Consider the following 24,179-nt stretch of genomic DNA (forward strand, 5'->3'; position numbering starts at 1 on the left):
GCAAACACAATATTCAGCGGGCAGGAATGGAAATTCCTGCCCGTTTTCAATTGGGGGCAGGAGACCAGACGATGAAATATAATCAATTCGGCCGCACCGGGCTGTTCGTTTCCGAACTCTGCTTTGGCACTATGACCTTTGGCGGGGAGGGGATCTGGACCAAGATCGGCGCGCTCGATCAGCCCGATTCGACCCAACTTGTCAAAACCGCGCTGGATGCGGGAATCAATTTCATCGACACGGCTAACGTCTATTCCGCCGGATTATCTGAAAAAATCACCGGGCAGGCATTGCGTGACCTCGGTATCCCCCGGCATGATTATGTCCTTGCTACCAAGGCCATGGGGCCAATGGGCGAAGGCGTGAATGATCGCGGCACATCGCGTTATCATTTGATGAATCAGATTGATGCCAGTCTTGAACGACTCGGTGTCGACCATGTTGACCTCTATCAGATTCACGGCTGGGACCCGGCTACCCCCATGGATGAAACCCTGCGCGCGCTGGATGATATCGTGCGTTCGGGCAAGGCGCGTTATATTGGCGTGTCCAACTGGGCCGCATGGCAGATTACCAAGGCTCTGGGCATTTCGGAGCGTAAGGGGCTGGAGCGTTTTGCTTCGCTACAGGCCTATTATTCGCTGGCAGGCCGTGATCTTGAGCAGGAGATCGTGCCGATGCTGGAAAGCGAAGGGCTGGGCCTGATGGTCTGGAGCCCGCTGGCCGGCGGTTTCCTATCCGGAAAATATACACGCGATGGCGAAGCTGAGGGTCGAAGGGTGGAATTCGACTTTCCTCCGATCAATAAAGAATCAGCCTATGATGCGGTGGATGTGATGCGAGAAATCGCTGCCGAAAAAGGGGTGAGCATTCCGCAGGTCGCTTTGGCATGGCTCATGGCAAAACCCGCCGTCACCAGCGTGATTCTGGGCGCTAAGAAGCCGGAGCAGCTCACCGATAATATCGGCGCGGCTGATCTGGAATTGAACGACGAAGATATGAAACGGCTGGACGCTGCCGCGCCACCTGCCAGCACCTATCCCGGCTGGATGCTTGAACGGCAAGGTGCCTATCGCAAAGGCGGTGTTGCCGGGGACGAACCTCCCAAATGAATCATGTAAGGGGCCAGACTAAGCGGCCTGTCAAAGGCCCTCTGATTGGCCTTTTGGGCGGAAGCTTCAATCCAGCGCATCGCGCGCATCGGCGGATTACGCTTGATGCCATGCGTGCGCTTTCGCTGGATGAAGTGTGGTGGCTGGTGTCCCCCGGCAATCCGTTGAAGCCCAAAAAGGGGATGGCGCCCCTTTCTGTACGGGTGAAAGCCGCCCAACAGATGGCCCGGCGCGCGCCGATCAAGGTGAGCGCGATAGAGCGTGAACTGGGCTCTCCCTATACGGTGGACACGCTGCGGGCGCTCAAGCAGCGCTATCCGGGGCATCGCTTTGTCTGGCTGATGGGGAGCGATAATCTGGCTCAGTTTCACCTTTGGCGGGACTGGCGCGGGATCGCTGCGGAAATGCCGATTGCGGTGATTGCGCGTCCGGGCTATGGAAGGGCTGCCATCGCGAGCCCCGCGATGGCATGGTTGCGGCATTTCCGGTTGCCCGCAAGCAGTTTGAAAAACCGGGATGAATGGAGCGCACCGGCGCTGACAGAATTGCGTTTTGATCCTGATCCGCTCTCGGCGACCGTGATACGCCAAGCTGATCCACGCTGGGCTGACCGCTTTTCCGGCGTGCTACCCAGGGATGATCTGACGCGCTCGCTCATTCATGACCCCACCACCAAATCGGCCGAATCGGCAAAGGGCGTATGATTCTGCCTTTACTAAAAAATCGCCCGTACAAATGCAGGAGCTGGAAACGCTACGATGAATTCAATGCAGACACTGTCCAAACAGACCTCGTCTGCCCGGAATCCATCGCAACCTTTCACCATGGCTGACATATCAGAAAATCAGACGCCTCACGGCGACATGCCCAAACAGGAACCCATCAAGGGTGAACCGGGCAGCCTTCACGCTCTCGTCCTCGAAAGCCTCGATGAAGATCAGGCGCAGGACATTGTTTCGATCGAATTGATCGGCAAGTCGAGCATTGCGGACTATATGGTGGTCGCCTCCGGGCGCTCGACCCGTCAGGTCGCATCCATGGCCGCCAAAATGGCAGAACGGGTCAAAAAGGCGGGCTATGATTCGCCGCGTGTTGAAGGCCTGCCTGCCGCTGACTGGGTGCTGGTGGATACGGGCGATGTTGTCGTCCATCTCTTCCGCCCCGAAGTACGCCATTTCTACAACCTTGAACGGATGTGGGGATTTGGCGATGATGCACCGGTGAGCAAGGCCGAAGCCTGACGCTTGTCGGCGTGACGCTGCTTTATGTCGCGGCCTCCTCCGACGATGGGAGGAGGCGGGCAGGGGCAGACCCGCAACACTCCCAATTCCTTTTGGTGCGATATCGGGTTAGGGCAGCCCTATGCTGCTCCATGTTATCGCTCGCGGAAAAATTGCCCGCTCACCCGAAGCGGAATTGGTGGCGCGTTATGAAAAGCGCATCACCTGGCCCACTCGGCTGACTGAACTGCCCGAAACAGGCGGTAAGATACCAGAGGCACAAACACCCTTCCGGACCGTGCTGCTCGATGAAAAGGGCAAGCAGATGGGCTCGGAAGAATTTGCCCAGCGGCTTGGTCGGTGGCGTGACGATGGGATTCGCGAAACTCGCTTTGTGCTCGGTGCGGCGGATGGCCATTCCGAACAGGAACGTCAGGAAGCCGATTTGCTATTCGCTTTTGGCGCGGCAACATGGCCGCATCTGCTCGCCCGGGCGATGCTGATGGAGCAATTGTTTCGCGCCACCAGCATTCTCGCTGGCCATCCTTACCACAGGTCCGGTTAGGAGCCTTTTGGTGCGCCTTTGGTTACTTTGTGTCTCCCTTACGTTCCTTTCGGTGTCTGTTGTCGCCTGGGGAACAGGGGTGATGGGAGTGCCGTCGTCGCCGGCTTATGATGACCCGAAGGAGATGCGCGATGCACTTCAACGGGCGCTGATCCAGCAAGAAGCAGCGCGCAAACGCAGTGCTGGTTTTGAGGAAAAAGCCCGTAATTCTGCGGCTGAGGCGGATAAGACTGCCAACAGACTGGCGGCTCTGGCGGCCGAGGTTCAGCAGGCCGAAGCTGGTATCGCGGCGGCCGAAGCCAGAATTGCCCTGATTGACCGCGAACGCCGCCAGCTCAATGCAACACTTGCCGAACGGCAGCGCCCGCTGGTGCAATTAAACGCTGCATTACAGCAGCTTAGTAGGCGCCCGGTGGCCTTGAGTGTGGTCCAACCCGGCTCGGTCAAAGATATGGTCTATATGCGGGCAATTCTCTCCACCGCATTACCTGAAATTCAGCACAAAACCGCCGATTTGCGCGATGAAATCGGCCGTAGTCGAAACTTGCACCAAGCCGCAGAAGCTGCTGCACAAACCTTGCGTGCACAGAATCGCAACCTGTTCGAGCAGCGTCAACGCCTGACCGCACTCGAATTGCAACAGCGCCAGATTACGAAAACGGCCGGTAGCAGCGCTGAACGCGAAGCCGAGCGCGCTCTGACACTGGGTGAGAAGGCGCGTGATCTCAATAGCTTGGTGGTCGACCTCGACCGGATGGGCACTTTGCGCCGCCAACTCGCCCAGCTTCCCGGCCCGCTGCTCAGGCCTGCAAAACCATCTGAGGCCAGATTGCCCGAAGCGGCAAAGCCACCGCAGCTTTCCGCCGATCAGGCCGCGCCAAAACTTTATCTGTTGCCTGTCAATGGCAAACTGGTCAGCGGTTTTGGCGTGCCCAATGCCACCGGTACGTCCACCAACATCACCCTCGTACCCCGTGCAAAAGCGCAGATTATCGCCCCGGCAGCTGGACGGGTTGCCTTTGCTGGACCCTACAAAGGCTATGGTCGGATTGTCATTATCGAACATGACGGAGGCTGGACCAGCATCATCACCGGCCTTGGCCGCAATAGTGTTAAAGTGGGTGATACGGTTACGGCAGGTATGCCGCTGGGGGCAGCACAAAACGGCCGCTCCACCGTGTCTGTCGAACTCAGACATGATGGTGAGCCGGTTAATCCGCTGCGTTTCATTTCCTGAAACGCCATTCGACCAGCATCATCTGGTATTCAGGCCGCATGATCTATACATTCGGGTGAAACGAAAGGCTTTTGTTGATGAAATTCGCTCCCGTACTGCGCGCTACTGCCCTTTTGACTGCTGTCGCGCTGCTCCCTGCGACCACTGCAGGTCTTGCGCAGGTGGACGGAACTGTATCTCCTGAATTCAACCGGTTGTTTGCAGTCTATCAGCGAATCAAGTCGAGCTATGTCGAGCCGGTGGATGATGACAAGCTGATCCGCGGTGCCATTGATGGGATGCTGGCATCGTTTGATCCGCATTCATCTTATCTGGACGGACCGGCGCTGCAGCGTCTGGAAACCATGATTGATGGCAATTATCAGGGTCTTGGCATTTCGGTGCAAATGGATGACGGTGCGGTGAAGATCGTTTCGCCATTTAAGGGGAGCCCGGCGGACAAGGCCGGCCTCAAGGCTGGCGATTACATCACCCATATCAATGGCAAGCTGATTTATGGGATGGAACTGGATGAAGCCGTGCAGCAGATGCGCGGGGAAGCGGGAACTTCGGTCACGCTGACAGTCTTCCGTCCGGGGCGTGACGAACCGTTTGATGTCGATGTGACACGCGGCGTCATCGAATTGGAACCGGTCACTTCGGAACTGAAAGATGGCAAGATCGGGGTTATCAGTGTCAATGAATTCAGCCGCGATGTTGGCAAAGATGTCTATAGTGCACTGAAAAAGCTCAACAAAGAGGCTGGCGGAAAGCTTGAGGGTCTGGTGCTTGATTTGCGGCGTAATCCGGGCGGGGCACTGGATGAAGCGGTTGCGCTGTCTGATCTCTTCCTCGACAAGGGGCAGATCGTTTCGCAGCGTGGCCGGACCAAGCGTGATACGATCTATTACGATGCTGAAACAGTATTCCCCGGCGATGCGGCCAAGGGAATCCCGATGATTGTGTTGATTGATGCTGGTTCGGCCTCAGCCAGTGAAATTGTCGCCGGTGCGCTGCAAGATCAGCACCGGGCATTGATTATGGGTGAACGCAGCTTCGGTAAGGGGAGCGTCCAGTCTCTGCTGCCACTGACACGGGACAGCGCACTGAAGTTGACGACTGCTCGCTATTACACGCCATCCGGCCGTTCGGTGCAGGAGGGTGGAATTGAACCGGACATCAAGGTGCCCCAATTGTCTGACCCGGACGCTGCAAAGCGCGCCAAATTTTCTTATCGTGAATCCGATCTTCGTCGCCATCTGGTCAACGAAGCGGGTTTGAAGGATAAGGATCTGGAAAATGACACCAAGCCCGATCCTCGGTTCACAGCGACGCCTGAGGAATTGAAGGAAAAGGGCATTACGGATTTCCAGCTCGATTACGCGGTGAAAACACTGGAACGTACTGGCGGAACGGCCCTTGCTGCGCGCAAATAGACTAATTTTTACAGGATCAGATCTGTGACAGTTTCGAACAGGATGGCGCAGTGGTTGGCGATTAGTATCCCTGCTTTGCTGCTGCTTGGGGCTTATATCAGCGAATATGGCTTTGGCCTCTATCCATGCGAAATGTGCTGGTGGCAGCGTTATGGCCATTTTGCTGCTCTGGGCTTTGCCCTGCTTTCCACCGTTGCAGCACCCAAGCGTCTCTGGATCGGGCTGTCGGCGTTTGCGATATTAATATCCGGCCTGATTGGCGGTTTTCATGCCGGGGTTGAATATGGTTGGTGGGAAGGTTTTACCACCTGCTCTACCCTTGCAAGTGGCGGACAAGATCCATTGATGGCTATTTTGAATGCGCCACTAATCCGCTGTGATGAAGTGCAATGGAGCCTGTTTGGCATTTCCCTTGCTGGATGGAATTTCCTTATTTCCACCTTGAGCGCTATAGTCATAGCGGTTCTCTTGAAAGGAAAGCGCCGCATATGAAACCTGACCGTTCATCGATGATCCGGGTGGATCAGGCGGGCGAGTATGGTGCGACACGCATCTATGCCGGGCAATTGGCCGTAATGGGGGATCGCGCTCCCTATTCAACCGAAATCCGCGGCATGGCTTTGCAGGAAGAACGGCATCGCAAGGCGTTTGATGCATTGATAGCCCAGCGTGGGGTCAGACCCACCGCTTTGCAGCCCATCTGGTCTGTGGCGGGTTTCGCTTTAGGTGCTGCGACGGCTCTGATCGGGCCAAAAGCAGCGATGGCGTGCACCGCTGCGATCGAAGAAGAGATCGACCTTCACTATACCCAGCAGCTTGCTGATTTGGATCAGGCCGGCGACGATCCTGAGTTGAGCGCGCTGGTAGAAGATTTTCGGGATGAAGAGCGTGAACACCGGGAAGCCGCTCTGGCAGCAGGTGCAGAAGAAGCCCCAGCCTTTCCGTTACTTTATGGTGCGATCCGGTTGGGGTGCCGTGCCGCGATCCGTTTGTCTGAAAAGATTTAACCGGGACGCTGTAAGCGTTTTTGCTTGCTTCAGTTGATATTCACGGGCTGTGGTCCCTAAAACCATGCTGATGATGTGGGGAGTATTCCCTTGGAAGGACATGCGATGAAACGCCAGATTGCTGCATTTGTAACGCCAGGACTGATGCTTGTGGGTGTTGCCTGCATCCCGGCACCTGCTTTTGCGCAGGATCAGGCCGGTGAGAAGGTCAATCAAGTCATCGTTTATGGCGATGACCCATGCCCGAAATCGGAAGATGGTACGATCACAGTCTGTGCCCGCATGGATGAAAGCGAACGCTACCGCATTCCAGAAGCTCTGAGGCAGAGCGATAATCCAGCGAATGATAGCTGGACGGACCGGGTGCGGTCCTTTGAAACGGTCGGTGATTTTGGTGCCTTGTCTTGTACCCCTGTGGGGGGAGGCGGAGACCTTGGCTGCACACAGAAGTTGATTGATGCAGCCTATGCAGAGAAGCGCGCTGGGCCATCGGTGCACTTTAGTCAGTTGATCGAGGAAGAGCGCGCCAAGCGCCTGTCCGATATTGATGAAGAAGCAGCCGCCACACAAAGCCGGGTTGAGGAAATCGAGAAAGAATATCTTGAACGCCAGCGCAAGGCGCAGGAAGCTGGCAGTGATGATCAATCAAGCGCTGCCGATGCGGCTCTGCCTGACCCGAGTTCAAAGAAGTAAAGCGGCTTTAAGAAAAGCACGATAGGGTCAGGCTCTATGAACAGCCCTAAAGTGATTCTCACAGTCTTTGGCACGCGGCCGGAAGCCATCAAGATGTTTCCGGTGATTCATGCTTTGGAAGCCGACCCACGCTTTACTTCACGGGTGTGTGTGAGCGGGCAGCATCGCGCGATTCTGGATCAGGTACTGGAAATTTCCAGCATCAAACCCGATCATGATCTGGCTGTGATGCAGCCCGATCAAACGCTCGATGCACTCACCGCCAATCTCCTCATCGGCCTTGGCAAAGTAATGGATGAAGAAAAGCCGGATTGGGTTTTGGTTCAAGGTGATACGGCAACCGCGATGTCTGGTGCGCTGGCTGCTTATTATCGCAAAATTCCGGTGGCGCATCTCGAAGCGGGTCTGCGCTCTGGCAATATCTATCACCCATGGCCTGAAGAGGTTAACCGCAAAATGATTGGCACGATTACCGCGCTTCATTTTGCCCCTACGGAAACTTCTGCTGAGGCGCTGCGCCGTGAGAATGTCGATCCTGCAACCATACATGTCACCGGCAATAGTGTGATCGATGCGCTTCATTGGATCACGGCGAAGATTGAACGAGAGCCGGAATTGGCTTCCGGCCTTGCTCAGTTGGAGCAGCGCTTTGCCGGAAAGCGGATCATTGGCGTTACCAGCCACCGGCGGGAGAATTTCGGCGGCGGGCTGGAAGCCATTGCCGATGCCGTGCGCCGCCTTGCGCAACGCGACGATGTGGCGATGATTTTTCCGGTTCATCCCAATCCCAATGTTCGCAAAGTGATGGATGATGCGCTGGGCAATCTTGTCAATGTCGCGCTGATTGAACCGCTGGACTACCCCCATTTTGCCCGTTTGCTTGATATTTCGACACTGATCCTCACCGATAGTGGCGGGGTGCAGGAAGAAGCACCGGCCTTGGGCAAACCCGTTCTGGTGATGCGTGAAACGACGGAGCGGCCTGAAGGTGTGATGGCTGGCACTGCCAAGCTTGTCGGGACGGATGCCGACACGATCGTAGCTGAAGCGACACGCTTGCTTGATGATAAAGCAGCCTACGCCGCCATGGCAAAATCGCACAATCCGTTTGGTGATGGCAAAACGGCTTTGAGAGTGGCTGATCTTCTGGCTGAAAACGCTGGTGGAGCACCAGCCTAATTACGCTTGATTCACCTTTTGCCACTAAGCGGAAGCTATAAATTTAGAAAGGCGATCCATGCGGGGCACAGAGCAACCCAAAGTCAGTGTTATCGGTCTTGGTTACATCGGCCTGCCAACGGCAGCAATTATCGCTCGCGCAGGGATGCAGGTTATTGGTACCGATGTGTCCCAACATGTTGTTGACACAATCAATCGTGGCGAAATCCATATTGAGGAAGTCGATCTGGATGGGTTGGTGCAAGGGGTTGTTGCGCGCGGGCTTTTGAAAGCCTCGCTTGATGTGGCGCCCGCAGATGTCTTCGTGATCGCCGTGCCGACGCCGTTCCTCAAAGATGGGCAGCACACGCCCGATATTTCCTATGTGCTCGAAGCAACGCGCTCTGTCGCCAAAGTTCTGAAGGCGGGTGATGCGATTATTCTTGAGTCCACATCGCCTGTTGGCACGACCGAGGCGATGCGAGATCTCCTGTCTGAATTACGGACCGATCTTGCAATGCCTGGTCTCACAAGTGGCACCCCGGATGTGTCGATCTCCTATTGTCCTGAGCGGGTGCTCCCAGGCCGGATTCTGGAAGAACTGACTCATAATGACCGTTCGATCGGGGGAATAACCCCGCGCTGTGCTCGTAAGGCTTTGGCTTTTTATAAAAGATTCGTGCGCGGAACCTGTGTCACCACGGATTCACGCTCAGCCGAAATGACCAAGCTGGTCGAAAATGCCTTTCGCGATGTGAATATCGCTTTTGCCAATGAACTCTCCATGGTGGCGGATTCTATGGGGATGGATGTGTGGGAGGTTATTCGCCTCGCCAATCGGCATCCACGGGTCAATATTTTGCAACCTGGCCCCGGTGTGGGTGGGCATTGTATCGCGGTCGATCCGTGGTTCATCGTACATGGTGCGCCTGAATTGACGCCGTTGATTCGCAATGCGCGCGAAGTGAATGACGCCAAGATTCATCACGTCATCGCGCGGGCATCCGAACTGGTGGAAGCCCACCCAAGTATGGGTGTGGCCTGTCTTGGTCTCGCTTTCAAAGCCAATATCGATGATTTCCGCGAAAGCCCGGCGCGTCTGGTGGCAGCCAGCCTCGCCCGCAAGTTTGGCGAGCAGATTCACATTGTCGAACCCTATGCCGCTGAATTACCGCGTGAATTTGATGGTACAGGCGCCGTCGGTATCGATATTGATACTGCGCTGGAAGATTGCGGGATTTTGATCGTGCTGGTGGACCATGATGTGTTCAAATCGGTTCCGCTCGCAGAACGGGCCGATAAGCTGGTGTATGACACGCGCGGTATCTGGCCCGACCAGCCGAAAAACCCCTGATCTTATATTGGTGAACTAGCCGGGGTAGCGGTCAAAGGTGGGCAAAGTGTCCAGTGTTTTCACCCATTCCAACCGTTCAGCGCATTGGACTTGTGCGGTCGGTTGGAGTTGATTGGCCAGATCAAACGTCACGGTTTGAATATCAACAATGCCGGGCAGCGCGACCGCGTTACGGTAAAACAGGCCAGTGCCACATTTGGGACAGAATGCACGCCTTGCGCCATCCCGGCCTTCGTAAAGCGTAGGCTCGCCTTCGAGCAGCTGGAACTGACCTTCATGCACAGCCGTCCAGGCGACCATCGGTGCACCGGATGATGCCTGGCAATCATGGCAATGGCACAGGCTGTTGCGTTCAATTACGCCTTCAACCTGATACCGCACTGAACCGCATTGGCAGCCGCCGCTTTGCATTATGATTCTCCCTGTTTAATCATTTGAACATAAAGAGAACAAAACAAGAGGGAAAGCGAAAACGGCGGCTGTGAGCCAATTAGCCCAAGGCGATATCCGGAGCGTCTTCCTGCTTCATGCCGACAACATGATAGCCGGCATCAACGTGATGCACTTCACCCGTGACACCAGACGACAGATCAGACACGAGATAGAGACCTGCACCGCCCACATCGTCAATGGTGACATTGCGACGGAGTGGGGAGTTCAACTCGTTCCATTTGAGGATATAGCGGAAGTCGCCAATCCCACTGGCGGCAAGTGTTTTAATCGGTCCGGCAGAAATCGCATTTACGCGAATATTGCGCGGGCCAAGATCATTTGCCAGATATTGAACGCTGGTTTCCAATGCAGCTTTGGCAACACCCATGACATTGTAATGCGGCACCACTTTTTCCGCCCCGTAATAGGTGAGGGTGAGAATAGAGCCGCCACTTTCCGGCATCATTTCAACTGCACGCTTGGTGACAGCAACAAGGCTGTAGGCCGAAATGTTCATCGTCATCAGGAAATTGTCGAGGCTGGTATCGACATATTTTCCGCGCAATTCATTCTTGTCGGAAAATCCGATCGCGTGAACGACGAAGTCGAGACTGTCCCAACGTTCTTTCAACGCATCAAAGGCCGCATCAAGCTTGCCCATATCTGCAACATCGCATTCGATCAGCAGATCTGAGCCAAGGCTTTCTGCCAAAGGCTTCACCCGCTTTAGCAGCGCGTCACCCTGATAGGAGAAGGCCAGTTCGGCGCCTTGTTCATGTAGTTTCTGCGCAATACCCCACGCCAGCGATTTGTCATTCGCCAGGCCCATGATCAAGCCGCGCTTGCCCTCCATAAGACCGCTCATCAAAGTGTTTCCTCCGTAGTCTCAATATCTTTAGATCTGTTTGTGCGAATTCGGTCATCCGACTGACCAATCCAGTCAGCTTCTTCCGGCGTTTCTGCCAGAGCCGCATTTAATTCCGCACCCATCACCATCCCTAAGCCGACCAGCCAGAAAAAGAAAAGCGCGATCATCATCCCGGCCAAAGAACCATAGGTCAGATCATAGCTGAAAACACTACGCAGAAGAGGCGGTAAAAAGAGTGTGACCAACATCCACCATAGTGTGACCAGCAAGACACCCGGCCATTTGGGGTAGCGGCGATGGCGATAGGCAGCAGGTGTCAGCGTATAGAACAACAGGTAGATGGACAGGAAGAGGCCGAATGCCGGCACAACCCGCGAATAGGCTAGTCTCCCGAGCCATGTGCTGAGCTGTGGCATGAAGGCGTCGATCACTTCCTGAGCGGCCCCGATCAGCACCTGAAGCACGAGTGATGTCATCAACAGGACAACCGCCCCGATAATAATTCCGGTCGATAGCAGGCGATACTTCCAGAAGGCCGCTGTGGCTTTTGTGCCATAGGCACGGCGTAAAAGATCACGGATGGTTTCGATGAGGCTGCCCACGGTCCAAAGGCCGAACAATCCGCCCACCCAGAGGAACCATCCGCTGCGACTCTCCACCACGCTGCGCGCGACCGGTTCGATCACATTGGCGACGACGGGGGGTAACGCATAAAGCACGGCATTGATTGACGCCATACGTTCGCCATCCTCGCCAATCAGCGCGAAGATCGCCGCACCGGTGATGAAGAAGGGGAAGATCGCCAGCATGGCCATATAAGCCAGATTACCTGCATGGATGAAGCCATCAGTATAAGTGCCGACCAAGACGCGCTTGGTGACTTCAAAGGTGCGGGAGCTGAGCGCTCTTTGCCGGCGCGTTTGTGGTGGGAACCCTTGCTGGCGCAAGGCTGCACGGCGGCGGGCTTCTGGCGAAAAATCAGGGAGCGGAGGTCCGGCCTCGTCATCTATCTGGATGCTGGGTGGTGCCATCGGTCCGTTTCTGCCGCTTCATAAAGGATGGTCCCGCAATGAAGCGGGACCAGGGGACACACCGATTAAACGCCCAGAGCGCTGCGGGGGTTTCCAGAATCCTGCCAGTCCGCCAGCTTTTCGGTGAGAGTAGCAAGATCATCGGGCAGGTGAATCTCCAGCCTGACGAATTGATCGCCGCGTTCGCCGTTCTTTTTGGAGAAGCCTTTACCGCGCAGGCGCAGGACTTTGCCAGAATCAGAACCCGCCGCCACGGTCAGCATCACTGCCCCATCGACGGTGGGAACTTTAACCTTCGCGCCATGGATCGCTTCGTTCAGTGTAATTGGCAGATCAAGCCGGACATGGTCGCCATCGCGTTCGAAAAAGGCGTGGGACTGCACTTCGATGGTGACCAGCGCATCGCCTGCGCCACCCGGCCCTGGCTCACCCTTGCCGGAGAGGCGCATCTGCGTGCCATTTTCGACTCCGGCAGGGAGCTTCAAATCAATCGTTTTACCATCGCTCAAAGTGATCCGCTGCGGGGAAAGGGTAGCGGCGTCCACGAAAGGCACTTTCAGCCGATATTGGACATTGGCCCCCTTGGGTGGGGGGCGACGGTTGAAATTGCGCGCGCCGCCCATGCCAGCCCGGCCACCCCCGAAAAGACCTTCGAAAATATCTCCGAGATCCTCTTGGGCAAAGCCTGTGTCATGACCGCCAAAACCTTGCGAGCCAGCGCGAAAACCGCCAGAATTTCTTCCCCCGCCCCCCATGCCAAAAGGCATGGTAGGATTTCCGTCTGCATCAATTTCGCCCCGATCAAACTGGGCGCGCTTTTCTTTGTCAGACAGCAAGTCGTAAGCCTGTGTCACCTGAGAAAAGCGTTCTGAAGCTTTGGGGTTATCTTTGTTGTGATCGGGGTGGAGTTCCTTCGCCAGCTTGCGATAGGCGGATTTGATATCCTTTTCGCTTGCTGAACGTGCAACGCCGAGAGTGGTATAGGGATCTGCTGCCATGGTGTGTTAGCTAGGTAATGCAATGCCTCAGCGCAAGCAGAACACTTCCCTCTTTCACAAGCAATCGATAGAGCACAGACACGTAAAAGTCTAAAACTGGCAGATCTATCGCCAAGTGGAGCATGGAACATGGACCTCGAACAGGATGCTATCCCTGAGAGCAACCCTTTCGACCTTTTCGAGAACTGGTTTGCCGAAGCCCGCAAGAGTGAGCCTAATGATTCAAACGCCATGGCTCTGGCAACGGCAACTCCGGATGGCGCGCCATCGGTACGCATGGTGCTGCTCAAAGGCCATGACCGTGACGGATTCATTTTCTACACCAATGTGCAAAGTCGCAAAGGTGGAGAAATCCTCGCCAATCCGCAGGCAGCGCTGCTGTTTCACTGGAAATCCCTGCGTCGCCAGATTCGGATTGAAGGCGGGTTGAGCGAAGTGAGCGCAGATATGGCGGATGCCTATTTTCACAGCCGTCCCCATGTTTCGCAGATCGGTTCGGCCGCATCGGATCAATCGCGCCCGCTTGACAGGCGACAGACCTATCTTGACCGGGTGGATGCGCTGGAAGAGCGTTTTGCCGGTCAAGATGTCCCACGTCCTGCACATTGGACAGGCTTTCGGCTCCGTCCAACAGCTATGGAATTCTGGATCGACCGCCCGAATCGTTTGCATGAACGCCGCCGCTTCACCCGTGATGGGAATGGGTGGTCCAGCACATTGCTCTATCCATGAGTGAATCCGCCAGAACAGAAGCGGACATCCGCGCAAGGCTGACCACCAGCGCTGCTGGCGCATCGATTACGGTGGCGTTGCTGCTGGTGGGTCTGAAAATCTGGGCGGCCTGGCGCACGGATTCGACCGCCATGCTGGGGAGCCTTGCCGATAGCTCGCTTGATCTCATTGCCAGTATTGCCACCCTTGTAGGTGTGTGGATCGCCGCGCAGCCTGCGGATGAGGATCACCGTTTTGGACATGGCAAGGCGGAAGCGATTGCGGCCATGTTTCAGGTGGTGCTGATTTCCATATCAGCGGTGGGCCTGGGCGTTCGCGCGGTGGAACAATTTCTCGAAGGCGGGCGCACAAATGCGGCTGGCGATGGCGTGGTGGTATCGCTGATTGCTATTGCAGCGACTTTCGCACTGTTGGCGTGGCAAAGGCATGTGCTCAAGCGTACTCAGTCGGTCGCCATCCATGCCGACCATGTCCACTATCAGTCAGACCTTTATCTTAATTGCGGTGTAATCGCGGCTCTGTTGCTCGATCAATATGCAGGTTTCGCGCTGGCTGATCCTATTTTCGGCCTTGCCATTGCCCTTTGGCTGGGATGGGGCGCTTACCACGCTTCAACCAACGCGATTGACCATCTGATGGACCGGGAATGGCCGGAAAAAAAGCGGCAGCAATTTCTTGATGTTCTGGCGCTGCATCCTGAATTGCGTGGTGTGCACGACTTACGCACCCGTACGAGCGGTACGCATGATTTCGTGCAATTCCATGCCGCTGTGGATGGGCAAATGAGTGTCGCTGAAGCCCACCGGGTGATGGACGAAATCGAAGCGAAAATTGAGAAGGAATTTCCTGGCGTCGAGGTGCTGATTCATCCCGACCCGGAGGGACGGCTCGAAGGAGACGGTCTTCAGGCTGAGGAATTGCTGCCAGACCGGCAGAACGATGGAGGCAATTCGTGAACGCGATTCCCTATTGGCATGTCGATGCCTTTGCTGATCGGGCCTTTGGCGGGAATCAGGCTGCGGTCATGATTCTCGACCATTGGCCTGCAGACAGTGTTTTGCAGGCGATTGGTGCGGAAAATAATTTCGCGGAAACCGCCTTTCTGGTGAAGGATGATAGCGGCGCTGCCGATTGGGAATTGCGCTGGTTCACCCCAGAATGTGAAATCAGGCTCTGTGGCCATGCCACTTTGGCATCTGGCCATGTTCTGCTGTCGCGCGATTCTGACTTGCAGAGAGTGACCTTCTCGACGCGCAAGGCGGGTTTGCTGTCTTTGCAGCGCGGGGACGGTGATCTGTATGAGCTTGCCCTGCCAGCTATTCACACTGAACCGCAAGAATGGGCTGAAGCATCTGAACTTCTGGGTGGGCAGGTGCGCCAAGTGTGGCGCAATTCCGACCGCTACAACATTTTCCTGTTTGATAGTGAACAGGACATCCGCGCCTTAACGCCTGATTTTCGGGCTTTAGCCACTTTGGGTGATCATCAGTTCATTTGCACCGCACCGGGGGATGCTTGCGATGTGGTCAGCCGGGTATTCGTGCCCGGCGCGGGGGTGAATGAAGACAGCGTGACCGGTTCTGCCCATGCGGTGCTCGCACCTTTCTGGGCTAAGCGATTGGGGCGCACTAGCTTCACCGCCCACCAGGCCTCACGCCGTGGCGGTGACCTCACATGCCGGTTGGATGATGAAAGAGTATGGCTGGGTGGGCCTTGCGTGACCGTGGTGGAAGGGCGCTTTTACTTGCCTGAATAAAGCTGGACGATATCGGCCAATGCTTGTGCCAAGGCAGGGCGCTCGGAATCTTGAGTCTTTCCAAGCCTCACCACCGTCAGTTTCTCGCTTGGAACGACGATGACGAATTGGCCCAGATGACCAATCGCAGCGAATGCATCAGCAGGCCCGCGTTTGGCAAACATCTCATTACGGCCGCTTTCGGTCGGTCGGTTCAGCCAGATCAGGGCACCATAATCAGCCGCGCGTGGGCTGGGGCGGCGCATGAACTCGATCCATCCACGCGGCACGACCTGAACGCCCTTCACCGAACCGCCATTGCGCATGAATTCGCCAAATCGTCCCCAGTCGCTGGCGCTGGCCCACAGGAGGGTCCCACCGACCATCGTGCCCGAGGCGTCATATTCGGCTGTCAGCGTGTCCATCCCCAAGGGGGCTGCGAGACGACTTTTCAAAAAGCGGTCCACTGCCTCACGCCGTTGTTCTGCTGACCCATGTGGGGCAAGAATACGCGCGATCGTATCTGACAATATCACCACGCTGGGGGTGGAATATTCAAATATCTGCCCCGGATTAAATTCCAGCGGTTCCGCCTCAGCCCAGGCGGCCATATCATCCCGTCCATCAAGCAGAAGCATCCGCACCGTGTCGGAATGATAGGGCGGATCATCTGTTTCATTGTGCCGGAGGCCAGAGCGCATTTGCAGCAATTGCCGAACGGTGATTTCGCCGCGTGGGTCGCCGGGGCGCTCCCAGTGAGGAATCGGCGGCGAATCATCGAGCGCCAACCGCCCTTCGGCAATCATCATGCCGATCATCACGCCGACCACGCTTTTCGACATCGACCAGCCGAGGAATTTGGTGTTCGCATTATAGCCATTGGCATAGCGCTCAGCGACGATCTTGCCGCCATGCATGACGATCAATGCTTGTGTTTCGCCCAGATCATCACGAGTAAACAGGGCATCTGTCGCCCGAGCGAGCTTTTCGCGGTTTACGCCGGGGTTTTGGGCCACCGTATCCATGACTTCTGCCGGCACAGGTGGAGGGCCGGTTTCTTCCACTGAGGAACAGGCCGCGAGCGACAGGAAAATCGCTGCGAGGGCTGGCAGGCGGAGCGAGCGAGGGGTAGGGCAGGTAAGGCGCATCATGACGCGCCCCTCTTCCTTCATGCGAACCCAGATGGCAAATTCGAAAAGCTCCCAAACTTCAACCCGCATCAGACGTGATGGCACAGCGCCCCGGCCCCGCATCCCATGGGTCCAGATTGCTTTGGTTGTCATTCTGGCAGTTGGCGGACTGCTATTCGTCTATTGGGCTCCGGTACGTGAAGCTGCCCAGGCTGGAACTTCCTATAGTGCGCACCTCACCTGTTCGTGCCGTTTTCTGGCTGGGCGGGAGGCTGGCGATTGCGCATCGCAGCTCGCCGATGGGAGCGATTTTGTCTTCACCAGCACAGATGAGCATGATCGCAGCGTTACCGCCTATGTCCCGCTGGTCGCGAGCCAGACTGCAACCTATCGTGAAGGCTATGGCTGCGTTCTGGAATCATGGAAAAATTAAGCAGGAATCGCGAGTCTGTCGGTTTCTTCGATCCAACCACCACCAACCACACGGTCCCCGGCATAAATCACTGCAGCCTGACCCGGGGCGACTCCGAATTCAGGTGAAGCAAATTTCAGCGTGATGGCGCCGCCATCCCCGAACTGCCCTTCCAACACCACTGGAACCGGCTTGGAAAGGGAGCGAACCTTGGCCGAGAGTGGTGCATCTGGCAGGGAGCCGATACGGTTGGTTTCGCTGATTGTGGCGCTGGCTACAGCCAACAGTCGCTTCGGTCCGACCAAGACCTGAGCTTTTTCAGCGTCGAGCGCGATAACATACAGCGGTTCTGGCTGGCCGCCGATGTCCAGCCCCCGGCGCTGGCCAACGGTGTAATGAATAACGCCTGCATGACGGCCCAGTTCTTCACCGGTCTCGGCATGTACAATCGCGCCCTCACGCCCGCCTTCGGGGCGAACTGAGCGGACGATCTTGGCATAATCACCATCGGGCACGAAACAAATGTCCTGACTGTCCGGCTTGTCCGCCACGCGCAGGCCGAAGGCTTCCGCAATCTTGCGAACATCCTGCTTGGGCAGTCCACCAAGCGGAAAGCGCAAGAATTCGAGCTGCTTTTCGGTGGTGCCATAAAGGAAATATGACTGATCGCGCGCCGGATCGAGCGCCCGATGAAGTTCTACCCCCTGGGAACTTTCAATCCGGCGAACATAATGTCCCGTGGCGAGGCAATCCGCGCCCAATTCCTTTGCCATTCGCAGAAGATCGGTGAATTTCGGCCCCATATTGCAGCGAATGCAGGGAATGGGGGTGCGGCCTGCCAGATAATCATCGGCAAAACGCTCCACCACTTCTTCGCGGAATGAGCTTTCATGGTCGAAGACATAATGCGCAATGCCAAGCCGGTCGGCCACTGCGCGGGCATCGCGAATATCGTCACCTGCACAACATGCACCCTTGCGCCCCGTGGCAGCACCATAATCATAGAGCTGCAGCGTAATGCCGATCACTTCTGCTCCGCTTGCAGCAGCAAGGGCTGCAACAACGGAAGAATCAACGCCGCCAGACATGGCCACGACAATCCGACACTCTTTGGCAGGGCGTGGCAGATCGAACAGCGAATCCGGCGCAAAAGGCAAGTCAGCGATAGGGGAAGCAGTCATCGGCTGCCCTTACACCTGAACGATGAGTCCCGCAAATTTTGCCGATTCACCCGATTAATCAATGAGAAGCCGTCATAATCTAGGGCTCAGGCTTTACCGCTTATTGAGATTTAGAGGCTTAAGTGTGTCACCATGAAGGACAGAGCACCACCTGATGATGACAAGGCCCAGCCCCTGGATGACACGCATAGTGCAGGGTTGCGTCAGGTGTCCTGGGCGCTTCTTGTAGAGAGCTTCGCTAAAATAAGAGCGTTCCGCAATTGGCACCTTGAGCAGAATGAAATAGGCAATGAAAGTGTTTTGTCCAATAAAAACAACGTTTTACCGTAAATCTGCAATGTAAAATTTTGTGTTAACCTTAATGGTTTAGGCATTGGCAAATGGCCACGGTGCACAAGAGAGGTGCCGTTGAAGCGCAACCGTCTGGCATCTGAGGAAGAGTATGATTGAGAACCAGAAAATCCGCCCTGCACAGGTGATTGGGCCGCTAGGTGAACCGTTGACCATTGCTGATTTGCCCGACCCCAACACCAAACGCTGGGTTGTGCGCCGCAAGGCTGAAGTCGTGGCGGCTGTTAATGGTGGTTTGCTGACGATCGATGAAGTGCTGGAACGCTATGATCTGACGCTGGAGGAATTCGCCAGCTGGCAGCGTGCGGTGGACCGTTCGGGTATGCAAGGCTTGCGTGTCACCCGGATACAGCATTATCGCGATCTTTATGAAAGGCAGCTTAAATATTGAGTTATTGTCTTTCTCGATATTCAGCAGGGCCGGCTTTGCCGGCCCTTTTCTTTACCGTTCTCCTATCTCGCTGAACATAATAGGTATTGCAGCGAGATACGCGTGGGGAACGCTTTCCTGTATAAGCGATTAATTGGGAAGAGACGCACAATCCGTGCGACTGTAAAACAGGAGGAAGCTGAGATGGGTTGGATTATCGCCCTTATCGTCGGTGGTGTCGCAGGTTGGCTTGCAAGCATGGTTATGAACCGGGATGGCTCTATGGGCATCTTCTGGAACATCGTCGTTGGCTGTGTAGGCTCCTTGATTGGCAATGCATTGTCAGGCCCATTGCTCGGTGTCCAAGGCACGGTGCAGGCCTTTTCGCTGACTGGTCTGATTATCGCCTTTATTGGTGCAGTTGTGCTTCTGGCGATTGTGAATCTCATTCAGCGTGGACGTGTCCGCTAAAGTTTGAACGATTACCCGTTTAGGGTCGCAAAATGAGAGTGCGGTGCGCCTAACGCGCATCGCACTCTTTTTATGTCCAGTCTGGCCATATAGACATTCGTCGGGATACAAATGTCACTTGTAGAGCGGTGGATTGCTGTCACCCTGTTACCAGCCTATCGGAAGATGTAACATCTCGGTACTAGCGGGGTGAAGCCGTTGGGCGTGGATTGAATGAATTGGGCAGGGGCTTGGATTACCGCATGGAAAGTGAAACGACTGATACGCTGAACCAACAGCCAGTCCTCAATGGAGAGACGTTGGAAGCGGAGCAGCATTCTCCGCGTTTCACTCGTAGTCAGAAGATTGTCGGCGGTATTGCTGCAGTTGTTATCATTATCCTTGCGTGGCTGATGCTGTCGGGTGGCAAGGAAGAGCGCCCCTTTGCTGACAATGATGGTCAGGCTCCGGCTGTTTCGGTCATCACACCGGGAACAGGGGCCATTGCTGATGATATCACGGCTACAGGTACTCTGGCTGCGCGCCGTGAAATGCCCGTTGGCGTGGTTGGAGAAGGTGGCCGGGTGGTTTCCGTTCAGGTGGAACCGGGTGACTGGGTGAAGGCCGGGCAAACGCTCGCCGTGATTGACCGTTCAGTCCAAAATCAACAGGCCACAAGCTCCGCTGCTCAGATCGATGTTGCCAAGGCTGACGCAAAACTCGCGCAGGCGAATCTTGATCGTGCCCTCAAGCTCGTGGATCGGGGCTTTATCAGCACAGCTGATATCGACCGCCTGACGGCAACCCGCGATTCTGCTGTTGCGCAAGTAAAGGTAGCCCAGGCGCAGTATCGCGAATTGCTAGCCCGTAACAACCGCCTCAATATTACCGCTCCTGCAGCCGGTCTCGTGCTGACGCGCGATGTTGAACCGGGGCAAGTGGTCGGTGCAGGCTCCGCCGTCTTGTTCAATATTGCCCGTGATGGGCAGATGGAAATGCTGGCCGAACTGGGCGAAAATGATCTGGCCTCGGTCAAAGTCGGTGTTGTTGCTGAAGTAACTCCTGTTGGCACAGATAAGACATTCAAAGGTCAGGTCTGGCAGGTCGCGCCGGTCATCGATCAGAACAACCGACAGGGTATTGCCCGAATTGCTCTCAATTACGCTAAGGAATTGCGTCCCGGTGGCTTCGCCACAGCGCGGATTGCGGCTGGTTCCGTGAACGCGCCGATGTTGCCGGAAAGCGCTATCCTTTCGGATGAAAAGGGCAGCTATGTCTATATTGTCGGCAAGGACAATAAAACGGAACGCCGTGCAGTTAAGACCGGACTGGTGACAGAAAAGGGTATCGCCATCACATCGGGCCTTAAGGGGTCGGAAAAGATTGTGCTGAGAGCAGGGGCCTTCCTGACCGAAGGTGAAGCCGTGCGCCCGGTTGCCTCCAGCAAGGAATGAGCAGGGCGCTATGAACTTCCGCAATATCTCCGCTTGGTCGATCAAGAATCCGATCGTTCCGCTGCTTATGTTCGCCGGTCTGTTGCTGGCGGGTATGATGAGCTTTTCCCGCATGGAAGTGCAGGACAATCCGGATATCGAATTTCCGCTGGTAATCGTGAATATCTCGCTGCCCGGTGCGGCTCCTACGGAAATCGAAAATCAGATTACCCAACGGGTGGAAGCCGCGGTCAATACGATCAACGGTGTCGATCAGATCACATCGACAGCGCAGGAAGGCTCCAGCCAGACCCAAATCCAGTTCGACCTTGGCACAAATATCAATGAAGCGGTTAATGAGGTTAAGAACCAGATTGACCAGATCCGCGGTGAACTACCTGACGGAATTCTCGAACCCTATGTTTTCAAGGTAGAAACCAGCAACAATACGCTGGTCTATTACGGTATATCCGCAGATGATATGACGATGGAGCAGCTCTCCTGGTTCGTGGATGATACGGTCAAAAAGCGCTTGCTGAGCATCGAAGGTCTGGCAGAAGTCAATCGTGCTGGCGGGGTTGATCGAGAGATTCTTGTTATCCTTGATCCGGGCAAGATGCAGTCACTTGGGGTTACGGCCAGTCAGGTCAATCAGACCCTGCGGTCTTTGAACGTAAACGCAGCAGGTGGCCGGGCTGAAATTGCCGGATCACGTCAATCTGTTCGCGTTTTGGGCAATGCGCAGGATGCCTATGAGCTGTCGCAAACCCAGATATCGCTAGGCGGCGGGCGCACGATCAAATTGGCTGATATTGCGACCGTTCAAGACAAATACGGCGAAATCACTTCCATCAGCCGGATCAATGGCAAGCAGGTGGTGACCTTCGGCGTCAGCCGCGCTCGGGGTGCATCGGATGTGTCAGTCTATGATGAATCCGTAAAGGTTCTCAAACAGATTGAGAAAGAAAACCCAGGCATCAAATTCACCCGGCTTTATACGACCGTCGATTACACGAAGGCACAGTATGAAAGTTCGATCGCTGCTATGATCGAAGGTGCTGTGCTGGCGGTTGTCGTGGTGTTTTTTTTCCTGCGAGACTGGCGAGCGACGGTTATTGCCGCCATGGCGATCCCGCTTTCGGCTATCCCGACGTTCTGGTTCATGGATCTGCTCGGATTTACGCTGAACCAGATGTCCTTGCTTGCTTTGGGGCTGGTGGCCGGTGTGCTGGTCGATGATGCTATCGTGGAGATTGAAAACATCGTGCGCCACATGCGCATGGGGAAAAGTGCTTATCAGGCCTCCATTGATGCGGCTGATGAAATCGGACTGGCTGTTGTAGCCACTACATTTTCCATTGTCGCCGTGTTCTTCCCGGTTGCTCTGATGCCGGGTGTGGCTGGGCAGTTCTTTAAGAACTTTGGCCTCACCGTGGTTGTCTCGGTGCTGATGAGCCTTGCGGTCGCCCGTATGATCACGCCGATGGTTGCGGCCTATTTCTTGAAAGCGCACGGCCATGCGGAACATGGTGGTGGCCGCTTGATGGACGTATATCTTTCCGTTTTACGCTGGTCGCTGAGCGAAGGCCGGGTCAAGGAATATCGCGAAAAGCGGCTGCGCGAAAACAAGAAGGTCGGCTTTTTCGCGCGCGTTAAATCGCGTTTCCTGGATCACCGGATGTGGATGATGGGCATCGGGATGGTGGCTTTGGCCTTAACTCTCACATGCGCTGTCTCCATGCCGACGCAGTTCTTTCCCGATACAGATAGTGATTTTAGCCGTCTTAACATTCAGATGGTGCCGGGAACGACGATCGAGCAGACGGGTGAGGTAACCAGCAAGGTTGCCAATATCCTGCGTAAACAGCCTGAAGTCGATTTCGTGCTTGAACGGGTTCGTGAAGGGGAATCGTTCATCATGCTGACGCTTGCGGCAGATCGGAAGCGTTCCAGTATTGAATTTGAACGTGAAATGACTCCGGTGCTGCAGAAAATTCCGGATGCTCGGATTAACTTTGAAGGCAACAACCCTGGCGGCAGCGGGCGCCCTATCCAAGTTATGCTGTCCGGTTCAGATCCTGTCGCTCTCAAAGCTGCAGCCAGCACACTGGTGGAACAGATGAAGGGGGTGGAAGGGGCTGTCAGTCCACGGATTGATGCCGACCTTCAACGGCCGGAAATCATTATCAAGCCGCGCGAAGATCTTGCATCCAGCCTTGGCGTATCCACTGCGGTCATCAGCCAGGCCATCCGCATCGCAACGCTGGGTGATATCGATCAGAATGCCGCGAAGTTCTCGCTGTCTGACCGGCAAATTCCCATTCGCGTGCGTCTTTCTGAAAAGGCACGCCGAGACATTTCGGTGATCCGTAATTTGCCGGTGCAAAGGGCGGATGGTGGTTCAGTGCCTTTGAGCCGCGTTGCCGACATAAGTTTCGGGTCCGGCCCGACCACCATCGAACGTTATAATCAGCAGCGCAGGACATTTGTCAGCGCCGACCTTGCGCCGGGTGTCAGCAAAGGCACGGTGATGGATCGGATCAACAATCTCCCGATCATGCGCAAACTGCCAACCGGCATTTCCAACGCGCCATTTGGTGAAGATAAGTTCCAAACTGAAATGATCGACAATTTCGGGGTGGCTTTGGTCACTGGCGTCCTGCTGGTCTTCGGTGTGCTGGTGTTGCTTTATCACCGGCTGGTATCGCCGCTTGTGAACATGAGTTCGCTGTTTCTGGCTCCGTTAGGTGGCTTTATAGTTCTCCTGATAGATGGTCAGCCGCTGTCTCTGCCTGTTTTCATCGGTATTTTGATGCTTTTTGGTATCGTGGCAAAGAACTCGATCCTTCTCATCGACTTTGCAATCGAGGAAATGGCGGCGGGAGCGAACCGGTTTGATGCCATCGTTGAAGCTGGCCACAAACGCGCCCAACCGATCGTGATGACCACCGTTGCTATGACTGCGGGCATGGTGCCAACCGCTTTATCCTTGTCAGGCGACTCGGCCTGGCGTGCACCGATGGGTTTGGTCGTGATCGGCGGCCTGCTACTTTCTACACTACTGACACTGCTCATCGTTCCGGCAGGTTTCAGCCTCGCAGATGGCCTTGAAAAGCGCATAGGGCCGTGGCTGCGTACACGTCTGTTGACTTACGATCCCAAGCGCGAGGATAACACGGGTTCCCACACGCATCCTGCGGAGTAACGGATAAGGATTTTCATGGCCGGTAACCCCTGCGAGCGCCGAAGTTCTAAAGGGGTTTCCCCAGCCTTGTCGCCAATCTCAGACCGTGCC

At 55.6% G+C, this 24,179-nt stretch carries 26 protein-coding genes; 20 read left to right on the plus strand and 6 right to left on the minus strand.

Going from position 1 to position 24,179, the window contains the following annotated elements; all coding sequences use genetic code 11:
- Positions 1–26: 26 nt before the first annotated feature.
- From GRI39_RS10720 to wecC, 11 genes are all read left to right on the plus strand, one after another.
- On the plus strand, positions 27–1,112 hold the full coding sequence (locus GRI39_RS10720; RefSeq protein WP_425482336.1) for an aldo/keto reductase: 1,086 nt from the start codon (positions 27–29) through the stop codon (positions 1,110–1,112).
- On the plus strand, positions 1,109–1,816 hold the full coding sequence (locus tag GRI39_RS10725; protein WP_160739680.1) for a nicotinate-nucleotide adenylyltransferase: 708 nt from the start codon (positions 1,109–1,111) through the stop codon (positions 1,814–1,816). The genes GRI39_RS10720 and GRI39_RS10725 overlap by 4 nt, the downstream gene beginning before the upstream one ends.
- Before the next feature lie 159 nt (positions 1,817–1,975).
- The gene (gene rsfS / locus GRI39_RS10730; protein WP_160739765.1) at positions 1,976–2,353 is read left to right on the plus strand and encodes a ribosome silencing factor; all 378 of its coding nucleotides are present in this window, start codon (positions 1,976–1,978) and stop codon (positions 2,351–2,353) included.
- Between the two features lie 121 nt (positions 2,354–2,474).
- Positions 2,475–2,897 (plus strand): 23S rRNA (pseudouridine(1915)-N(3))-methyltransferase RlmH, encoded by a 423-nt coding sequence (locus tag GRI39_RS10735; protein ID WP_160739681.1) that lies wholly within the window; start codon positions 2,475–2,477, stop codon positions 2,895–2,897.
- Positions 2,898–2,985: 88 nt separating this feature from the next.
- Positions 2,986–4,134: a murein hydrolase activator EnvC family protein gene (locus GRI39_RS10740; RefSeq protein WP_343033335.1), complete on the plus strand. Its 1,149-nt coding sequence runs from the start codon at positions 2,986–2,988 to the stop codon at positions 4,132–4,134.
- Positions 4,135–4,211: 77 nt separating this feature from the next.
- Positions 4,212–5,549 carry a S41 family peptidase gene (locus GRI39_RS10745; RefSeq protein ID WP_160739682.1) on the plus strand — a complete coding sequence of 446 codons (1,338 nt, stop codon included), beginning with the start codon at positions 4,212–4,214 and terminating at the stop codon, positions 5,547–5,549.
- Between the two features lie 42 nt (positions 5,550–5,591).
- Positions 5,592–6,041, plus strand: coding sequence for a disulfide bond formation protein B (locus GRI39_RS10750; protein ID WP_160739767.1), 450 nt, complete (start codon positions 5,592–5,594; stop codon positions 6,039–6,041).
- Positions 6,038–6,556: a demethoxyubiquinone hydroxylase family protein gene (locus tag GRI39_RS10755; RefSeq protein ID WP_160739683.1), complete on the plus strand. Its 519-nt coding sequence runs from the start codon at positions 6,038–6,040 to the stop codon at positions 6,554–6,556. The genes GRI39_RS10750 and GRI39_RS10755 overlap by 4 nt, the downstream gene beginning before the upstream one ends.
- Before the next feature lie 105 nt (positions 6,557–6,661).
- Entirely contained in the window at positions 6,662–7,249 is a 588-nt protein-coding gene (locus GRI39_RS10760) for a hypothetical protein (protein ID WP_246205027.1), read from the plus strand.
- 36 nt (positions 7,250–7,285) lie between these two features.
- On the plus strand, positions 7,286–8,428 hold the full coding sequence (gene wecB / locus GRI39_RS10765; protein ID WP_160739684.1) for a non-hydrolyzing UDP-N-acetylglucosamine 2-epimerase: 1,143 nt from the start codon (positions 7,286–7,288) through the stop codon (positions 8,426–8,428).
- 58 nt (positions 8,429–8,486) lie between these two features.
- Positions 8,487–9,761 carry a UDP-N-acetyl-D-mannosamine dehydrogenase gene (wecC, locus tag GRI39_RS10770; protein WP_160739685.1) on the plus strand — a complete coding sequence of 425 codons (1,275 nt, stop codon included), beginning with the start codon at positions 8,487–8,489 and terminating at the stop codon, positions 9,759–9,761.
- A 15-nt stretch (positions 9,762–9,776) separates the two neighbouring features.
- Here the strand turns inward: wecC and GRI39_RS10775 are convergent, their stop codons facing one another.
- The 4 genes from GRI39_RS10775 to GRI39_RS10790 all read right to left on the minus strand — a co-directional run bounded on the left by GRI39_RS10775 (position 9,777) and on the right by GRI39_RS10790 (position 13,090).
- A complete protein-coding gene (locus tag GRI39_RS10775) occupies positions 9,777–10,172 on the minus strand; it encodes a GFA family protein (RefSeq protein ID WP_211371537.1) in 396 nt (131 codons plus the stop codon).
- Between the two features lie 79 nt (positions 10,173–10,251).
- Positions 10,252–11,058 carry an enoyl-ACP reductase FabI gene (gene fabI / locus GRI39_RS10780; protein ID WP_160739686.1) on the minus strand — a complete coding sequence of 269 codons (807 nt, stop codon included), beginning with the start codon at positions 11,056–11,058 and terminating at the stop codon, positions 10,252–10,254.
- Complete coding sequence (locus tag GRI39_RS10785; protein WP_160739687.1) at positions 11,058–12,092, minus strand: YihY/virulence factor BrkB family protein; 1,035 nt, start codon at positions 12,090–12,092, stop codon at positions 11,058–11,060. The genes fabI and GRI39_RS10785 overlap by 1 nt, the downstream gene beginning before the upstream one ends.
- A 65-nt stretch (positions 12,093–12,157) precedes the next feature.
- Positions 12,158–13,090, minus strand: a complete 933-nt coding sequence (locus GRI39_RS10790) for a DnaJ C-terminal domain-containing protein (protein WP_160739688.1) — start codon at positions 13,088–13,090, stop codon at positions 12,158–12,160.
- Between the two features lie 129 nt (positions 13,091–13,219).
- On the opposite strand from GRI39_RS10790, the gene pdxH reads away from it, so the two are divergent.
- The 3 genes from pdxH to GRI39_RS10805 are packed head-to-tail and all read left to right on the plus strand — an operon-like array spanning position 13,220 to position 15,578.
- On the plus strand, positions 13,220–13,822 hold the full coding sequence (gene pdxH, locus GRI39_RS10795) for a pyridoxamine 5'-phosphate oxidase (RefSeq protein ID WP_160739689.1): 603 nt from the start codon (positions 13,220–13,222) through the stop codon (positions 13,820–13,822).
- Positions 13,819–14,778: a cation diffusion facilitator family transporter gene (locus GRI39_RS10800; protein WP_160739690.1), complete on the plus strand. Its 960-nt coding sequence runs from the start codon at positions 13,819–13,821 to the stop codon at positions 14,776–14,778. The genes pdxH and GRI39_RS10800 overlap by 4 nt, the downstream gene beginning before the upstream one ends.
- Positions 14,775–15,578 carry a PhzF family phenazine biosynthesis isomerase gene (locus tag GRI39_RS10805; protein WP_160739691.1) on the plus strand — a complete coding sequence of 268 codons (804 nt, stop codon included), beginning with the start codon at positions 14,775–14,777 and terminating at the stop codon, positions 15,576–15,578. Before GRI39_RS10800 ends, GRI39_RS10805 begins: the two co-directional genes overlap by 4 nt.
- On the opposite strand, the gene GRI39_RS10810 is transcribed toward GRI39_RS10805, so the two are convergent.
- Positions 15,563–16,708: a serine hydrolase domain-containing protein gene (locus GRI39_RS10810; protein ID WP_246205028.1), complete on the minus strand. Its 1,146-nt coding sequence runs from the start codon at positions 16,706–16,708 to the stop codon at positions 15,563–15,565. The two genes, GRI39_RS10805 and GRI39_RS10810, sit on opposite strands and share 16 nt — an antisense overlap.
- Positions 16,709–16,739: 31 nt before the next feature.
- Here GRI39_RS10810 and GRI39_RS10815 point away from each other — a divergent pair, with 31 nt between their 5' ends.
- On the plus strand, positions 16,740–17,120 hold the full coding sequence (locus tag GRI39_RS10815; protein WP_160739692.1) for a hypothetical protein: 381 nt from the start codon (positions 16,740–16,742) through the stop codon (positions 17,118–17,120).
- Here GRI39_RS10815 and mnmA read toward each other — a convergent pair.
- Positions 17,117–18,280 (minus strand): tRNA 2-thiouridine(34) synthase MnmA, encoded by a 1,164-nt coding sequence (gene mnmA, locus GRI39_RS10820; RefSeq protein ID WP_160739693.1) that lies wholly within the window; start codon positions 18,278–18,280, stop codon positions 17,117–17,119. The genes GRI39_RS10815 and mnmA overlap by 4 nt on opposite strands.
- A gap of 132 nt (positions 18,281–18,412) precedes the next feature.
- On the opposite strand from mnmA, the gene GRI39_RS10825 reads away from it, so the two are divergent.
- From GRI39_RS10825 to GRI39_RS10845, 5 genes are all read left to right on the plus strand, one after another.
- On the plus strand, positions 18,413–18,610 hold the full coding sequence (locus GRI39_RS10825; protein WP_160739694.1) for a hypothetical protein: 198 nt from the start codon (positions 18,413–18,415) through the stop codon (positions 18,608–18,610).
- A 112-nt stretch (positions 18,611–18,722) separates the two neighbouring features.
- Positions 18,723–19,022 carry a CtrA inhibitor SciP gene (gene sciP, locus GRI39_RS10830; RefSeq protein WP_160739695.1) on the plus strand — a complete coding sequence of 100 codons (300 nt, stop codon included), beginning with the start codon at positions 18,723–18,725 and terminating at the stop codon, positions 19,020–19,022.
- Between the two features lie 183 nt (positions 19,023–19,205).
- Positions 19,206–19,472, plus strand: coding sequence for a GlsB/YeaQ/YmgE family stress response membrane protein (locus GRI39_RS10835; protein WP_160739696.1), 267 nt, complete (start codon positions 19,206–19,208; stop codon positions 19,470–19,472).
- A 242-nt stretch (positions 19,473–19,714) separates the two neighbouring features.
- Positions 19,715–20,905 (plus strand): efflux RND transporter periplasmic adaptor subunit, encoded by a 1,191-nt coding sequence (locus GRI39_RS10840; RefSeq protein WP_160739697.1) that lies wholly within the window; start codon positions 19,715–19,717, stop codon positions 20,903–20,905.
- A gap of 10 nt (positions 20,906–20,915) precedes the next feature.
- Positions 20,916–24,089, plus strand: a complete 3,174-nt coding sequence (locus tag GRI39_RS10845) for an efflux RND transporter permease subunit (RefSeq protein ID WP_160739698.1) — start codon at positions 20,916–20,918, stop codon at positions 24,087–24,089.
- Positions 24,090–24,179: the final 90 nt, after the last annotated feature.

The sequence above is a fragment of the Altericroceibacterium indicum genome (assembly GCF_009828105.1).
GTDB classification, from domain to species: Bacteria; Pseudomonadota; Alphaproteobacteria; order Sphingomonadales; family Sphingomonadaceae; genus Altericroceibacterium; species Altericroceibacterium indicum.

Coding starts and splice junctions, on each gene's coding strand:
- GRI39_RS10835 (WP_160739696.1), top strand. CDS start 19,206: ATGGGTTGGATTATCGCCCTTATCGTCGGTGGTGTCGCAGGTTGGCTT.
- GRI39_RS10840 (WP_160739697.1), top strand. CDS start 19,715: ATGGAAAGTGAAACGACTGATACGCTGAACCAACAGCCAGTCCTCAAT.
- rsfS (WP_160739765.1), top strand. CDS start 1,976: ATGCCCAAACAGGAACCCATCAAGGGTGAACCGGGCAGCCTTCACGCT.
- GRI39_RS10845 (WP_160739698.1), top strand. CDS start 20,916: ATGAACTTCCGCAATATCTCCGCTTGGTCGATCAAGAATCCGATCGTT.
- wecB (WP_160739684.1), top strand. CDS start 7,286: ATGAACAGCCCTAAAGTGATTCTCACAGTCTTTGGCACGCGGCCGGAA.
- GRI39_RS10720 (WP_425482336.1), top strand. CDS start 27: ATGGAAATTCCTGCCCGTTTTCAATTGGGGGCAGGAGACCAGACGATG.
- wecC (WP_160739685.1), top strand. CDS start 8,487: ATGCGGGGCACAGAGCAACCCAAAGTCAGTGTTATCGGTCTTGGTTAC.
- GRI39_RS10785 (WP_160739687.1), bottom strand. CDS start 12,092: ATGGCACCACCCAGCATCCAGATAGATGACGAGGCCGGACCTCCGCTC.
- GRI39_RS10810 (WP_246205028.1), bottom strand. CDS start 16,708: ATGATGCGCCTTACCTGCCCTACCCCTCGCTCGCTCCGCCTGCCAGCC.
- mnmA (WP_160739693.1), bottom strand. CDS start 18,280: ATGACTGCTTCCCCTATCGCTGACTTGCCTTTTGCGCCGGATTCGCTG.
- GRI39_RS10790 (WP_160739688.1), bottom strand. CDS start 13,090: ATGGCAGCAGATCCCTATACCACTCTCGGCGTTGCACGTTCAGCAAGC.
- GRI39_RS10725 (WP_160739680.1), top strand. CDS start 1,109: ATGAATCATGTAAGGGGCCAGACTAAGCGGCCTGTCAAAGGCCCTCTG.
- pdxH (WP_160739689.1), top strand. CDS start 13,220: ATGGACCTCGAACAGGATGCTATCCCTGAGAGCAACCCTTTCGACCTT.
- GRI39_RS10825 (WP_160739694.1), top strand. CDS start 18,413: ATGAAGGACAGAGCACCACCTGATGATGACAAGGCCCAGCCCCTGGAT.
- sciP (WP_160739695.1), top strand. CDS start 18,723: ATGATTGAGAACCAGAAAATCCGCCCTGCACAGGTGATTGGGCCGCTA.
- GRI39_RS10745 (WP_160739682.1), top strand. CDS start 4,212: ATGAAATTCGCTCCCGTACTGCGCGCTACTGCCCTTTTGACTGCTGTC.
- GRI39_RS10775 (WP_211371537.1), bottom strand. CDS start 10,172: ATGCAAAGCGGCGGCTGCCAATGCGGTTCAGTGCGGTATCAGGTTGAA.
- GRI39_RS10735 (WP_160739681.1), top strand. CDS start 2,475: ATGCTGCTCCATGTTATCGCTCGCGGAAAAATTGCCCGCTCACCCGAA.
- fabI (WP_160739686.1), bottom strand. CDS start 11,058: ATGAGCGGTCTTATGGAGGGCAAGCGCGGCTTGATCATGGGCCTGGCG.
- GRI39_RS10800 (WP_160739690.1), top strand. CDS start 13,819: ATGAGTGAATCCGCCAGAACAGAAGCGGACATCCGCGCAAGGCTGACC.
- GRI39_RS10815 (WP_160739692.1), top strand. CDS start 16,740: ATGGCAAATTCGAAAAGCTCCCAAACTTCAACCCGCATCAGACGTGAT.
- GRI39_RS10750 (WP_160739767.1), top strand. CDS start 5,592: ATGGCGCAGTGGTTGGCGATTAGTATCCCTGCTTTGCTGCTGCTTGGG.
- GRI39_RS10755 (WP_160739683.1), top strand. CDS start 6,038: ATGAAACCTGACCGTTCATCGATGATCCGGGTGGATCAGGCGGGCGAG.
- GRI39_RS10760 (WP_246205027.1), top strand. CDS start 6,662: ATGAAACGCCAGATTGCTGCATTTGTAACGCCAGGACTGATGCTTGTG.